Annotated in this window: 12 protein-coding genes; 5 read left to right on the top strand and 7 right to left on the bottom strand. The window is 68.4% G+C overall.

All coding sequences use genetic code 11. The annotated features are described in order from the left end of the window. Window positions 1-45 precede the first annotated feature (45 nt). Window positions 46-516, bottom strand: coding sequence for a MarR family winged helix-turn-helix transcriptional regulator (locus CFB47_RS25560; RefSeq protein ID WP_089462689.1), 471 nt, complete (start codon window positions 514-516; stop codon window positions 46-48). A 168-nt stretch (window positions 517-684) separates the two neighbouring features. On the opposite strand from CFB47_RS25560, the gene CFB47_RS25565 reads away from it, so the two are divergent. After that, complete coding sequence (locus CFB47_RS25565; protein ID WP_089462690.1) at window positions 685-1,176, top strand: 2,4'-dihydroxyacetophenone dioxygenase family protein; 492 nt, start codon at window positions 685-687, stop codon at window positions 1,174-1,176. Window positions 1,177-1,269: 93 nt separating this feature from the next. Here the strand turns inward: CFB47_RS25565 and CFB47_RS25570 are convergent, their stop codons facing one another. Both CFB47_RS25570 and CFB47_RS25575 read right to left on the bottom strand, forming a co-directional pair. After that, window positions 1,270-2,418, bottom strand: coding sequence for an epoxide hydrolase family protein (locus tag CFB47_RS25570; protein WP_089462691.1), 1,149 nt, complete (start codon window positions 2,416-2,418; stop codon window positions 1,270-1,272). A 75-nt stretch (window positions 2,419-2,493) separates the two neighbouring features. Further along, complete coding sequence (locus CFB47_RS25575; protein ID WP_089462692.1) at window positions 2,494-3,453, bottom strand: GlxA family transcriptional regulator; 960 nt, start codon at window positions 3,451-3,453, stop codon at window positions 2,494-2,496. Window positions 3,454-3,589: 136 nt separating this feature from the next. On the opposite strand from CFB47_RS25575, the gene CFB47_RS25580 reads away from it, so the two are divergent. From CFB47_RS25580 to CFB47_RS25590, 3 genes are all read left to right on the top strand, one after another. After that, window positions 3,590-4,390, top strand: a complete 801-nt coding sequence (locus tag CFB47_RS25580; protein WP_089462693.1) for an SDR family oxidoreductase — start codon at window positions 3,590-3,592, stop codon at window positions 4,388-4,390. Window positions 4,391-4,715: 325 nt separating this feature from the next. After that, a complete protein-coding gene (locus tag CFB47_RS25585; RefSeq protein WP_256946752.1) occupies window positions 4,716-6,536 on the top strand; it encodes a sensor domain-containing diguanylate cyclase in 1,821 nt (606 codons plus the stop codon). 115 nt (window positions 6,537-6,651) lie between these two features. Continuing rightward, window positions 6,652-6,948 carry a hypothetical protein gene (locus CFB47_RS25590; RefSeq protein ID WP_089462695.1) on the top strand — a complete coding sequence of 99 codons (297 nt, stop codon included), beginning with the start codon at window positions 6,652-6,654 and terminating at the stop codon, window positions 6,946-6,948. A gap of 34 nt (window positions 6,949-6,982) precedes the next feature. Here the strand turns inward: CFB47_RS25590 and CFB47_RS25595 are convergent, their stop codons facing one another. From CFB47_RS25595 to CFB47_RS25605, 3 genes are all read right to left on the bottom strand, one after another. Further along, on the bottom strand, window positions 6,983-8,320 hold the full coding sequence (locus CFB47_RS25595) for an MFS transporter (RefSeq protein WP_089462696.1): 1,338 nt from the start codon (window positions 8,318-8,320) through the stop codon (window positions 6,983-6,985). Window positions 8,321-8,407: 87 nt separating this feature from the next. Then, window positions 8,408-9,757 (bottom strand): MFS transporter, encoded by a 1,350-nt coding sequence (locus tag CFB47_RS25600; RefSeq protein WP_089462697.1) that lies wholly within the window; start codon window positions 9,755-9,757, stop codon window positions 8,408-8,410. Between the two features lie 179 nt (window positions 9,758-9,936). Next, window positions 9,937-10,896 carry an MBL fold metallo-hydrolase gene (locus CFB47_RS25605; RefSeq protein WP_089427583.1) on the bottom strand — a complete coding sequence of 320 codons (960 nt, stop codon included), beginning with the start codon at window positions 10,894-10,896 and terminating at the stop codon, window positions 9,937-9,939. Window positions 10,897-11,073: 177 nt separating this feature from the next. On the opposite strand from CFB47_RS25605, the gene CFB47_RS25610 reads away from it, so the two are divergent. Beyond that, a complete protein-coding gene (locus tag CFB47_RS25610) occupies window positions 11,074-12,723 on the top strand; it encodes an IclR family transcriptional regulator (RefSeq protein ID WP_089462698.1) in 1,650 nt (549 codons plus the stop codon). Between the two features lie 847 nt (window positions 12,724-13,570). Here CFB47_RS25610 and CFB47_RS25620 read toward each other — a convergent pair. Further along, complete coding sequence (locus CFB47_RS25620; RefSeq protein WP_021159229.1) at window positions 13,571-14,053, bottom strand: Lrp/AsnC family transcriptional regulator; 483 nt, start codon at window positions 14,051-14,053, stop codon at window positions 13,571-13,573. Window positions 14,054-14,219 lie beyond the last annotated feature (166 nt).

Here is a 14,219-nt window from a genome sequence, read left to right on the forward strand (position 1 = left end):
GCGGGTTGTCCTTTCGACTAACGGGTCGATGCGGGTCGACAGGGGTTACGAACGCGGCGGCTCCTGGAATTCGGCGAGCCGCTGCAGCAGTTTCACGGCCGACGCGAGCTCGGCCTGCTCGGCCTCCGACAGTTGCGCATGCACTGCGCGGAACAGCCAGTCGTCCTTGGCCGCGCGGTTGGCCTGCAGCGCCTGGCGGAAAGCGGGCGTGAGCGCGATCAGCGTCTGCCGGCCGTCGGTGGGATCGGGCTCGCCGCTGACGGCGCCGAGCGTCTCGAGCGTCGCGACCGTCACGCGCATCGACTGCGGCCGCACGCTTTCGGCGCGCGCGAGCGCCGACACGGTCGCGGGGCCGTCGCGGTCGAGCCGCAACAGCACCGACTTCTGCGATGACGTGAGGTCGTTCGGGTGGACCTGCTCCCGCATCCGCCGCATCAGCTTGCCGACCGAGATGCGAAGTTCGCCGGCGAGACCGGCCAGTGGGAGCGCTTCGGAGGGAGGCAATGGCGTGTTCATGAATTCAAGATAGCAGATATACAGTCAAACTGTACAGTTTAGCTGCATATTTCAAGTTGTAAGGAGCACGTCGTCGCCTGCGCTCGAGCCGATGTGACATGTCCCGTTCGGCTGCGCGAGCCGGCTCTGCGATAATGCGGGCTCCCCATTTCCGCTCCGCCGCCCGCCATGACGCAGCCGTCCGCCCCGCTCTCCACCGACCTGCCGCCGATCTCGTGCCTGCCCGGCGACGCGCTGCCGTGGCTGCCGATGAGCGCCGACCTGCCGGGGCTGGCGATCAAGTACCTGCATATCAATGCGGCCGAAGACACGCTCACCGCGCTGCTGAAGATGCCGGCCGGCGGCACGCTGCCGCGCCATCGTCATGAAGGCGAGGTGTTCGTCCATACGTTGCAGGGGGCGTGGCGCTATCGCGAATACGACTGGGTGGCGCACGCCGGCTCGACGGTGCTCGAACCGGCCGGCTCGGTGCATACGCCGGAAACGCTCGGTGCGCCGGGTGAGGACGTGATCACGCTCAACGTGATGCGCGGCGATCTCGTGCTGCTCGACGGCGACGGCCGCGAGACCGCGCGCGAGAACTGCCGCGTCGCGCTGCTGCGCCAGCGCAAGCATGCGCGTACCGCGCCGGACGACGCCGCGCCGTTCGTCACGCGGTAACGCAGGCGCCACCGTCGCGTCACGATCCGCGTGGCGCTCGCGCGCCCTGTCGACCGGATGACCGCCGATGCGTGTCGCCGGCCGACCCGATCGTCACCGAAAGCGCCGGAACAATGTCCGAATGTCGTCGGCCAGCCGATCCGGCTCTTCCATCGCCGCGAAATGGCCGCCGCTCGGCATGTCGGTCCACTGCACGACGTCGAACACACGTTCGAGCCAGCTGCGCGGCGGACGGCTGATTTCCTTCGGAAAGCGCGCGAACGCGACGGGCACCGTCACGCGTTGCCCGGCCGCGAAGCGCATGGGCTGCAGGCGGTTTTCCCAATACGTCTGCATGGACGAGCCGATGCAGCCGGTGAACCAGTAGAGCGAGATGCCGGTCAGCAGCTCGTCGTGCGAAAACCGCCGTGCGACGTCGCCGTCGCAATCGCTCCACGCGCGGAATTTCTCGGCAATCCACGCGGCGAGTCCGGCCGGCGAATCGTTCAGCGCGACGGCCAGCGTCTGCGGCTTCGTCATGTGCACGTGCGCGTACCCGCCTTCCAGCGCGGCCCACTCGCCGCGCTGCGTCACGAAGGCCCGTTCGTCGTCGGTCAGCGGCACGGCCGCGTCGGCCGGCGGTTCGTAGCTGCCGGGCAGGTAGTTCAGATGGATGCCGCCTACCCGGTCGGCATGCCGCGCGCCGAGCGCGATCGACACGCCTGCGCCGAGATCGCCGCCTTGCGCGCCGAAGCGTCGATAGCCGAGGCCGGACATCAACGCCGCCCAGCAGTCGGCGACCTGCCATGCCGACATGCCGGGTGCCGTTGGCGCGGGCGAGAACAGGAAGCCCGGCAGCGACGGCACGACGACATCGAACGCGTCGTCAGGATCGCCGCCGAATGCCGCCGGATCGCACAGGCGCTCGATCAGTGCGGCGAATTCGAACACGGAGCCGGGCCAGCCGTGCGTGATGACGAGCGGATAAGGTTTCGGTCCCGCCCCACGCCGATGGATGAAGTGCACGCGCTGCCCGCCGGCGTCCGCGACGAACTGCGGCAACCGGTTCAACGCACGCTCCACCGCGCGCCAGTCGAAGCGCTCGGCCCAGTAGTCGGTCAGCTCACTCAGCCACGCGCCGTCCACCCCCTGCTGCCACGGCTCGGCGGGCGTGAGCAACGGCGGGCGGCGGGCGCGCAGGCGCCGACGCAGGTCCTCCAGCGCATCATCGGGTATCGCAATCTCGAACGGCTCGGCGTGCATGGTGTCTCCTCACGAAGCGTGCCGGAGATTCTGCGCGATTTTTCCGACGCTCGCTGGCGTGTCGCCCCGCCGGCATCAGCCCGCTTCCCGCTCGTCCGTCCGCGCGTCGCGCCGCATCGCCTGCGGCGGGACGCCGAACCCGCGCACGAACGCCTCGCGCATGTGGCGGCGGTCGCGAAAGCCGTTTTCCTTCGCGATCACGTCGAGCGAATGGCGGCTCTGCTCGATCATCAGTCGCGCCGCCTCCAGCCGCAGCCGCTCGATCGCCTTCGCCGGCGACTGCCCCGTTTCGAGCGTGAACACGCGGCTGAACTGGCGCGGGCTCAGGTGGACGGCTTCGGCGAGATCCTCGACCGTCAGCGCGCGGCCGAGATTCTGCCGCGCGTAATTCAGCGCGTTCTGGATCCGGTCGGATTTCGGTGCGAGTTCCAGCATTTCGGAATGCTGCGACTGGCCGCCGGCGCGCCGCTGGTGCATCACGAGCTTGTGCGCGACCGAGCGGGCCGCATCGGCGCCGAGATCCTTTTCGACCATCGCGAGTGCGAGATCGAGGCCGGCCGTCATCCCGGCCGACGTCCAGATCGGGCCGTCGACGATGTAGATCCGGTCGTCCTCGACGCGGATCTCCGGATAGCACCGCTGCATGTCGCGGCCGAACGCCCAGTGCGTCGTCGCGCGGCGCTGCGCGAGCAGCCCGGCTTCGGCCAGCACGAACGCGCCCGTGCAGATGCCGGCGATCCGCCGCGCGCGTGCCCGGGTGCGGCGCAGGAACGCGACGACGCCGGCCGGCGCCGGCGAAGCGAGCGGATCGTTGACGCCCGCGACGATCCACGTATCGACGGCGATCCGCCCACGCAGCGCGTGCGTGGCGACCGGCAGCCCGAGCGACGAGCGCACGTCGCCGCCGTCGACCGAATAGTTGGCCATCCCGTAGAACGGCTCGCTCATGCCCATGTTCGCGTACTCGAACACCGATTGCGCGGCGAGCGCCATGATCTGGAAGCCGTCGCTGATCAGAAAGCCGATGCGGTGCACGTGAGTTCTCCCGTCCCGGGCGAATGGGTCGACCCGATGTCCTGAATCATACCCATCTACGTCATTTGTGTCGCGGCGATTCGGGACCAGAATGGCTTCACGCCATCCGGCCATTTCCCTCGAAACGGAGCACATCATGACGCAAGCACATCGCGGTACCGCCCTCATTACCGGCGCCTCGTCGGGCATCGGCGCCGTCTACGCGGACCGCCTCGCGCGCCGCGGCTACGACCTGATCCTGGTCGCGCGCAACCGCGACCGCCTGGCCGCCCTCGCCGACCGCATCACGAACGACACGCAGCGCAGCGTCGAGATCATCGACGCCGACCTCAACGACCGAGCCGCACTCGCCGCCGTCGAAGCGAAGCTGAAGCAGGATGCGAGCATCACGCTGCTCGTGAACAACGCGGGCATCGGCACGCACACGCCGCTGCTCGACAGCGACGTCGATGCGATGACGCGGATGATCGACCTCAACGTGACCGCGCTCACGCGCCTGACCTATGCGGCGGTGCCCGGCTTCGTCGCCCGCGGCAACGGCGCGGTGATCAACATTTCGTCGATCGTCGCGATCTCGCCGGAAACGCTGAACGGCGTGTACGGCGGCAGCAAGGCGTTCGTGCTCGCGTTCAGCCAGTCGCTGCATCACGAACTCGCCGACAAGGGCGTGCGGGTGCAGGCCGTGCTGCCCGGCGCGACCGCCACCGATTTCTGGCAGACGGGCGGCCTGCCGCTCGAGCACCTGCCGAAGGAAATCGTGATGTCGGCGACCGACATGGTCGACGCGGCGCTGGTCGGCTTCGATCGCGGCGAACGCGTGACGATCCCGTCGCTGCACGCGGGTGACGAATGGGCCGCGTACGAGGCCGCGCGCCGCACGATGGCGCCGCACCTGTCGGCCGACACGCCCGCGCCGCGCTATTCGACGGCAGGCTGAGCACGCGGCATCCCGCAGGTCGAAAGCAACAGGCACGTCGAACCCGGAGGTGCCGCGCAACACGGTGATACGTGGCGAATCGCCCGTCATCATCCGCGGTTCCGCGGCACGTTTCCGGGCCGATGCGGATCGATGAATTCGTCTGCGGAAACCCGCGCCGGATTATTTCCCGGTTAGCATAAATGTCGCGCGCCGACCGACGATTCCGGTTGGCTTGCCACGCATTCCGCGCAACAGTAAGCTCTGCGATTGCAGTCCCCAAGCGACCTCGTTCGACCGGCATTCGTCCGATCACGAGGGCAATCGTCCGTTGCGGAATTCGACCATGCAGGCCCGTATGTTCATCACCGAGACCGGCGACGCGCCGGCCTCCGCACGCAGGTCGGCCGTCCGTCTGCCCGCGCTCCCACCGCTGCCTGAACTGGACACCCTCTGCCGTATCGCGCGAGTGCATGTCGGCGCCGCAGGCGCGTTCGTCGCGCGCGCCGACGCCGATGCGCCACGCGTGCTGGCCGCCGACGGCGCATTGCCCGATCGGCTTCCCGACCCGCTGCCCGCCGATGCGTGGCTGCCCGAAGCCGAGCCGACGCCGGCCGCCGATTCGCGGTTCGCCCCGTGGAGCACGCACGCCAACGGGCCACGCAACGACGGCCCACGTCACGCACTGCGGATCGTCGCGGCCTGCGAACTCACCACGCCCGACGGCGCGACATTCGGCACGCTGTGCGTCGTGGACGACAAGACCCCGGTGCTCGACGCGACGCAACGCACGACGCTGCGCGACCTCGCCACACTGGCTGCAAGCACGCTTGCCCGCGCGATCGAAACCGTGACCTTGCGCGAGCGCCTCGGCACCGTCGAGGAACACAGCACGTTGACCACGCAGGCGCTCACCGAGAGCGGCACCGGCGTGTGGGACCGCAACGTGGAAACCGGCGAGATCCATTACTCGCCGGCCTGGAAGGCGCTGCTCGGCTACGCGCCGCACGAGCTCAGCACCCGGATCGAGGATGCATACGAACGGCTGCATCCGGACGACGTCGCCGACGTGAAGGCCGCGATGCTCGCGCACTTCGAGCAGCGCACCGACCATTACGCGGTCGAGCACCGCATCCGCTGCAAGGACGGCTCGTACAAATGGATCTGCAGCCGCGGCAAGGTGATCGACCGCGACAGCCGCGGCCGCGCGCTCCGGATGGTCGGGACGACCACGGACATCACCGCGCTGCGCGAGCTCGCCGCGCGGTTGCGCGACTCGGCCGCGCTCGTCACGGACCTCACCGACCAGGTTCCCGGGCTCGTGTTCCAGCTGCGCCAGGCGCCCGACGGGCGCCGCTTCTTTTCCTACGCGAGCGCGGGTGTCGCCGACATCTACGAGCTGACGCCCGAGCAGCTCGCCGGCAGCGCGGCGGCGGTCGAGACGCGCATCCATCCGGCCGACCTGGTCGCCTACCGGCTGTCGCTGCACGACTCGGCGGTACGACTGACGCCGTGGCGCCTCGAATATCGCGTGCTGCTGCCCGGCCAGGGCCTGCGCTGGCGCGAAGGCGATGCGCGGCCGCAGCGCACGGCCGACGGCGGCACCGTGTGGCACGGCTTCATCACCGACGCGACCGACCGCAAGCACATCGAGGCCGAACTGCACCGGATGGCCACGACCGACCACCTGACGCAGCTGTCGAACCGCCATGCGTTCATGCGGCAAAGCGAAGCCGCGCTGCGCGCCGTGCGCTCGACCGGCCAGGCCGCCGCGGTGCTGATGCTCGATCTCGATCACTTCAAGGCGCTTAACGACCGCTGGGGGCACCCGGTCGGCGACCGCGCGCTCAGGCATTTCGCGCGGCTGCTGCTCGCGGAAACCGGGCCGGACGGCATCGTCGGACGCGTCGGCGGCGAGGAATTCGCGATCGTTCTGCCGGGCGCGGATCTCGACCGCGCGCTGGCCTTCGCGCAGCGCGTGCAGCAACGCGCGATGCAGGCGCGGCTCATGCACGAGGACCAGCAGGTCACGCTGACCGTCAGCATCGGCATCGACGCGATGCGGGCGTCGGACTTCGGCGCCTACCAGCCGTTGTCGCGCGCCGACAAGGCGCTCTATCTCGCGAAGGAGCGCGGCCGCAACCGGATCGAGGTGTATCGGGCGTAGCGTTCGGGGGCGCGACGTCCGCCCCCCGCCTCGCGTCCCGCCGCCTCCATTGCGCGACATATTCGGGACCGATCGTATAGGCTAGCGCTCCGGGCCCACCTCAACACGATTTGCCATGGACAATTCCAAACTGACCGCGCGTCTCGCGTCAGGTCTTCTCGTCGTCGCGCTCATCGAGCTGCTGGCGCTGTTGTTCGGCTATGGGTTCGCCAGTTCGATGGACGATCCGTACATGGGCCTTCGCGTGTTCATCACCGCGCTCTTCTGGGCGGCCGGCCTGTCGGCCATCGGGGTCATCGCGGCAATCGCGTGCCTGTCGATCGACCAGCAGGCGCGCGGCGGCACGATCAACTGGGCGCTGGCGCTGCACGGGCTGATCGTCCTGCCCGGGCTGTTCATGTCCTTCCACTGAACCGCACCGCCGAGCCGCACCGCCACCGCCCGCGTCACGCCGATTCCGCACGCGGCGCCGCCCGCACACCCACCAGCATCGCGACCGCGCACGTGGCCAGCAGCGCCGCGATCATCAGCATTGCCGGGTCCATGCTGCCGGTTCGGGTGCGGATCAGCCCGACGAGCCACGGCGTGATCATGCCGCTCGACACGCCGATGCTGCTGATCAGCGCGATCCCGCCGGCCGCGCCCGCGCCGGAGAAATACGCGGACGGCACGGCCCAGAACACCGGATGCGCGGCGAAGATCAGCATCGCCGCGACCGACAGCAGCGCCATCATCGCGACGATGCTCGACAGGTGCAGCGTCAGCAGCGCGAGCGCCACCGCGCCGCCGAACGCGCATGCGGCGAAGTGCCAGCGTCGTTCGCGCTTGCGGTCGGAGCGCCGCGCGATCGCGATCAGGCCGGCCGCGCCGATCGCGTTCGGCACGACCGACAACAGGCTGATCTGCACGACGTCGTGAATGCCGAATTCGCGGATCATCAGCGGCATCCAGAACAGCAGCATCAGGAGCGCGGTGGTCAGCGAGAAATAAATGAACGCGAACAGGTACGTGCGCGGTTCGGCCAGCACCTGCCGCAGCGAATGCGGCGCCGGTGTCTCGGCACCGGCGCGGTCGGCGGCCAGGTCGGCCGCGAGCCGCTGGCGGTCGGCGTCGGACAGCCACTTTGCGTGCTCGGGACGATCGCACAGCCAGAACCACGCGATCACGCCGAGCAGGATCGCGGGCGCGCCTTCGATCGCGAACATCCACTGCCAGCCGTGCAGCCCGAGCACGCCCGACATCCCGCGCATCAGCCAGCCTGACAGCAGCCCGCCGACCATCCCCGCCACCGCGACGCCCGCATAGAAGATCGACAGCACCGATGCGCGCCGCCGTGCCGGATACCAGTACGTCAGGTAGAACACCACGCCCGGAAAGAACCCGGCCTCGAACAGCCCGAGCAGGAAGCGCAGCACGTAGAAATGCTTCGCGCTGTCGACGGTGATCATCGCGACCGACACCGCGCCCCACAGGAACATGATCCGCGCAAACGTGCGGCGCGCGCCGAAGCGGCGCAGCAGCGCGTTGCTCGGCACCTCGAACAAGACATAGCCGACGAAGAACAGCACCGCGCCGAGGCTGTACATCGCATCGGTCAGGCCGAGATCCTGCCGCATCTGCAACTGGGCGAAGCCGATGTTGCTGCGATCGAGGATCGACACGATGTAGCAAATGAACAGGAACGGCACGATCCGCGCGCCGATGCGGCGGTAAAGTGCGTCGTCCGTTGAAGCGATACCGGACGCGACGGCACGCGCGGCGTCCGCTTGAAGAGGGGCTGACATCGATCGTCTCCTCGCTGGATTCGGGTGCGGGGCTCACACGGCGTGCCGGTCGCCGCCGCCCGCGAGCGGCGACCGGCCGTTGCTCGATCAGTCGCGCGGCGCGGCTTCGCCTTTCACGCCGAGCATCAGCGCGACGCCGCTCGCCACCAGCAGCGCGGCCAGCAGATACACGGCGAGATCCATGCTGCCGGTGCGCGTGCGGATCATCCCGATCACCCACGGGCTGACGATCCCGCTCGTGATCCCGATGCTGCTGATCAGCGCGATCCCGGCCGCGGACGCGTTGCCCGACAGGTAGCGGGTCGGCACCGCCCAGAAGATCGGCAGTGCGGCGAAGATCAGCGTCGCCGCGACCGACAGGCACGCGAGCATCGCCGCGAAGCTGTGCAGGTGCAGCGTCAGCGCCGCGAGCGCGAGCCCGCCGCCGATCGTGCAGCACGCGAAATGCTTGCGGCGCTCGCCGGTGCGGTCCGAGCGGCGCGCGATCAGGATCAGCCCCACCGCGCCGACCGCGTTCGGCACCACCGTGTACAGGCTCACGGCCACGACGTCGGTCACGCCGAAGTCGCGGATCATCAGCGGCATCCAGAAGTTGAGCGTCAGCGACGCGCAGGTCAGCGAAAAATAGATGAACGCGAACAGGTACACGCGCGGGTTCGACAGTGCCGCCACAAGGCTGCGCCCGTCGTGCGCGTGGCCGTGGCCCCCAACGTCGGCGCACTGCGCGGCGACCCGTGCCTTTTCATCCGGCGTGAGCCATGTGGCGTCCTGCGGCCGGTCGACCAGCAACGTGAACGCGGCGAACGCGAGCAGGATCGCCGGCGCGCCTTCGATCGCGAACATCCACTGCCAGCCGTGCAGCCCGAGCACGCCGCTCATGTCGCGCATGATCCAGCCCGACATCAGGCCGCCGAGCACGCCGGCCACCGCGACGCCCGCGAAGAACACCGAGATCGCGGCCGCGCGCCGGTTCGCGGGGAACCAGTAGGTCAGGTACAGCACGATGCCGGGAAAGAAGCCCGCTTCGAACACGCCGAGCAGGAAGCGTAGCACGTAGAAATGCGACGGCTGCGACACGAACATCATCCCGGTCGATGCGATGCCCCACAGCAGCATGATCCGCGTGAAGGTGCGGCGCGCGCCGAAACGCGCGAGCAGCAGGTTGCTCGGCACTTCGCAGAACACGTAGCCGACGTAGAACACCGCGGCGCCGAGGCCGTACATCGCGTCGCTGAAGCCGAGATCGTGCTTCATCTGCAACTGCGCGAAGCCGATGTTGATCCGGTCGAGGAACGAGATGACGTAGCAGAGGAACAGGAACGGCACGATTCGCCACGCGATCTTGCGGAACAGCAGCGCGTCGTCCGTGGCGGCGGCAGCGGAAACCGAAGCGCTCGCGTGCGCGAGCGTCGCTTCGGCGGGAAGCGATTGGGGCATGTCTCTCTCCAAACAGGCTGCGCGATTCGCGCGCGCAGCCGTCTCCCAGGGCGTACGTGCGCCCTGCTTTCTTGTGAGATCGGATACGGCGGACGGAAAGCCGGCAGGAAGCCGTGGCCCGTCGCCGCTTCAGAAAAAAGGCGGAGCGCCCTGCCGGACACCCCGCCTGTGCAAGCCGCTCAGTCCTGCAGCGCGGCCCACATTTCCTTGTCGCGCTGTGCGGTCCAGATGCGCGGATGCGTGATGCCGCTCGCTTCGTCGAAGGCACGCGACACGTCGAACGGCAAGCAGTGCTCGTAGATGAACACGTGGCCGAACTTCGGATCCATCGCTTCGCGCGTGAGCGCCATCGACGCCTTCAGGTCGAGCTTCTGCTCGACGGCCTTGCGGCCCTGCGCGAGCAGCGTCGTGACGAAATCCTTCGTGTAGTCGAGGCCCTTGTTCACGTCGGCCGGGTTCAGCAGCGCGGGGCCGCGGCCCGGCACGAGCTTCTCGGCGCCGAGCGCACGCAGCGCCTCGAGCGTGGCCGGCCATTGTTCGAGCTGCGCGTCGCCGCAGTAGCACGCGGCGTCGTATTCGACGAGGTCGCCCGAGAACAGCACCTTCTGCGACGGGATCCAGACGATCGTGTCGCCCTTCGTGTGGCCCGAGCCGACGTGCATGATCTTCACTTCGAGCTTGCCGAGGAACAGCGTGATCTCGCGCTCGAACACGAGCGTCGGCCAGGTCAGGCCCGGCACCGTCTCGACCCCGGCGAACAGGCGCGGGAAGCGCTCGATCTCCGACTTCATGTCGGCCTCGCCGCGCTCGACGATCATCTCGTACGTGCCGCGGCTCGCGATCACGTGCTGCGCGCCTTCGTCGAAATACGCGGACGCGCCGAGCACGCGCACCGCATGGTAATGCGACAGCACCACGTGCTTGATCGGCTTGTCGGTCACGCTGCGGATCTTCGCGATCAGGTCCTGCGCCATCGCGGGCGTCGCGGTCGTGTCGACGATCAGCACGCTGTCGTCGCCGATGATCACGCCCGAGTTCGGGTCGCCTTCGGCGGTGTACGCGTAGGCGTTCTCGGACAGCTTCGTCCAGGTGACTTTCTTCTCTTCCAGATCGGCTTGGGAGGCGAATGCTTTGGCCATGTTGCGTTCCGTGGCTGCGAGCCATGTGTTGAGGGGAGTGAGCGGATCATCTTCCTGCGCCGAATATTTGTCAATGACAAAGTCGCTTGCTATTGTCTAATACGGGTAAACCTGCGGGCTGGCGCGATAAATGGCGTCGGATACCATGCGGGGTTTCGTCAACGGAAGAATCATCGCGTGCAGAACCACGAAGTCAGCGCAGACGACGCGCCGCCCAAGGCGCAGCGCGGGATCCAGAGTGTCGAGGTCGGCGGCCGGCTGCTCGACGCGCTCGCGCGCCGGCGCAAGCCGCTCGGCCTGTCCGAGCTGGCCGCGGCGGCCGACCTGTCGACCGCGCAGGCGCACACCTATCTCGTCAGCCTGACGCGGCTCGCGCTCGTGAAGCGCGATGCGATCACCGGCAACTACGAGCCGGGCCCGTTGTCGCTGCGGCTCGGGTTGATGTCGATCGAGCGCCAGCCGGCCTATCGCGCGGCGCTGCCGCACGCGGCGCGGCTCGCGGAAGCGGTCGGCCTGAGCGTCGCGGTGTCGGTGCCGGGCGTGCTCGGGCCGACGATCGTGCGCATCGAGCACGGCGGCTATCCGCTGCACGTGAACCTGCATGTGGGCTCGGTGATGTCGCTCGACACGACGGCCACCGGCCGCGTGTTCCGCGCGTTCGGCGATCCCGCGCAACTCGATGCGATGGCGGCCAGCCAGGCCGGCGCCGGCGCCACGCTCGCGGGCGCCGAGCAGCCCGCGCCGGACGCCGGCGTGCCGCAGCAGGAACTCGACGCGATCCGCGCACGCGGTATCGAGCGCGGCGTCGACCTGCCGAGCCCCGGCGTCAGCGCGATGAGCGTGCCGGTATTCGACGAGCACGGCACGCTGCAACTCGCGTTGACGGTGATCGGTTCGACGGGCTCGATCGACGTCGACTGGGACGGCCCGATCGCGGCAGCGTTACGCGACGCGGCTCTTCAGGCAACCGCATCGCTCGGCGCGGCGCACGATGCGCCTCCGTCGGCGTCCGGCCCGGCCCCAGCCACCCCGCGTGTGCCGCCCGCACTGGCCGACGATGCGAAGGCGCAGCGCGGGATCAATGCGCTCGACAGCACCGGCGAACTGCTGCTCGCGCTGGTGTCGGCGGGCCGCGCGCTGCCGCTGCGCGATCTCGCGGCGGCCACCGGCATGCCGGCCGCGAAGGCCTTTCCGCATCTCGTCAGCCTGCTGAAGATCGGCCTGCTGAGCCGAGACGACGCCGGCTGCTTCGGCGGCGGCCCGCTCGGGCAGGCGCTCGGCCTGATCGCGATGCAGCGCGTGTCGCCGACGCGCGACGCGGAAGCCGAGATCGTCGCGCTGGCCGGCGCGACCGACATGAGCGTCGCAGCCGCGACGCTGGGGCCGCTCGGCCCGACCGTGATCCGCCTCGAAGAGTCGGCGCGGCCGCAGCACGTGAGCCTGCAGGTCGGCACGGTGATGTCGCTCGTCAACACGGCGATCGGCCGGATCTTCGCGGCCGGCATGTCCGACGACGTGCTGGCCGACCTGCTCGCCAACGAGCCCGTGCGCCTCGCGGGCCGCGCCGCCGCGCCGGCCGACGCGGCCTTCCGCGCGCGGCTCGCGACGATCCGCGCGGACGAACTCGATTTCGCGTTCGATGCGCCGGTGCCGGGCATCGGGACGGTCGCCGCGCCCGTGTTCGATCACACCGGCAGCATCCGGCTCGTGATCGCGATCATCGGCTCGTCGCGCGGCTTCCCGCGCGGGCTGGACAGCGAGCTCGCGCAGGCGTTGCTCGCCGCGACGCGGCGGCTGTCGTGGCGGTTCGGGTGGATCGGCGGATAGCCATCCCCTTTTTCCTCTTCTTCGCTCTGCCAGACCGCGCCGCGAGGCGCCGCCTCGTCGCGCGTGCGCGCCGGGCCTTTCCGGGGCGGGATGGCCGTATCAAGTGACATCGATATGAAGCCCCGCGCGACCGCGATTCATGTTGCATCGAGGCAACATAAACTGTCAGAAATTCTCATATAACGAAATCGCATTTCACAAAGCGGAGGTGTTTCGCTATGATTAGGGTTATCCCTAACTCGCCACCTATATGGGGCTTCGACATGCAAACGTCTAACACCTCCGACCGTTCCACCGAATCCGCTGGCTGGCTCGCACGTATGGGCGAGCTGATTGCAGAAGCTTGGGCACTCCACCTCGAGAACTGCGAAGTCATCGCTGAAGCACACGCACGCCTGCCGCGCTGAGCGCGCAATGGCCGGCCGCCAGCCGCGCTGGCCGCACGATGCCCACCCGATCCGCTTGCCCGGACGCGCGCCATGAGGCCGCCGCGTCGGGCAACGGGTTGCAAGGCAAGTCGTCGGAAACAGGCCGGGTAGTCCCGTTGAATGCGCGCCCCGTTTCAGGCGCGCGTTGAAGTCGCTCTGAAGTTGCTTTAAAGCCGATGCCGCGCCGATCAACCTCGGCGCGGTTTTGTCTGCCGGTTGCCCGGGCAGGCAACTGTTATCTCGCCAGCGCGTAAATCCGCCGGATCATCACGGACGGAAGATTCATCCGCGTGGCGGGCCCAGGCGCCGAACCGCGCCTCTGCCTGGCCCTTCTCCCGATTGCCGGCTTGCTCCGCGCAAAGGCGCAGCCCCATGCGCCGTCGTTTCAACGACGGCCGCACACGCTTCCCCGTCCCCCATCACACCTGAATCGACGGCACGTCCTTCATGCAGCGCAGCGCGAACATCGAGCGGCTGTGACGGATGCTCGAAATCTTGTACAGCTTTTCGCGCAGGAACCGCTCGTAACCGGCCGTGCCGTCCACCGCGACCTTGATCCAGTAGTCGTACTCGCCCGACACGAGATAGGCCTCGAGCACCTCGGGCAGCGCGGCGAGTTCCTCGCCGAAGCGCGCGAGCGCGTCGTCCTCGTGGCGATCGAGCGTGACTTCGAGAATCACGATGTCCGCATAGCCCAGCTTGCGCTGATTGACGAGCGCGACGTAACCGTCGATGTAGCCGTCCACCTCCAGTTGCCGCGTGCGGTTCCAGCACGCGGTGGTCGACATGCCGATCTGTTCGGCCAGTTCGGCGTTCGACAGACGCGCATTTTTCTGCAGGGCGCCGAGGATCTTGCGGTCCTGGCTGTCGAGCGTTTTCGGCGAGCGTTCACGTGTGGCCATGGCAAAAAGAATCATCTACTGGAAACCGGGATTCTATCTGAACGACATTCCGGATTTGTGCCGGTTTGTGTGGAAAAGCGGAAGCCTTTTAATCCGGCCCCTTGATATATTTTTACCCATGCCTGCTGTCCGGCACGTTCCCGCGACAACCCTTCGCACCGGGACG

The sequence above is a fragment of the Burkholderia sp. AU27893 genome, from assembly GCF_002223205.1.
Lineage (GTDB): Bacteria > Pseudomonadota > Gammaproteobacteria > Burkholderiales > Burkholderiaceae > Burkholderia.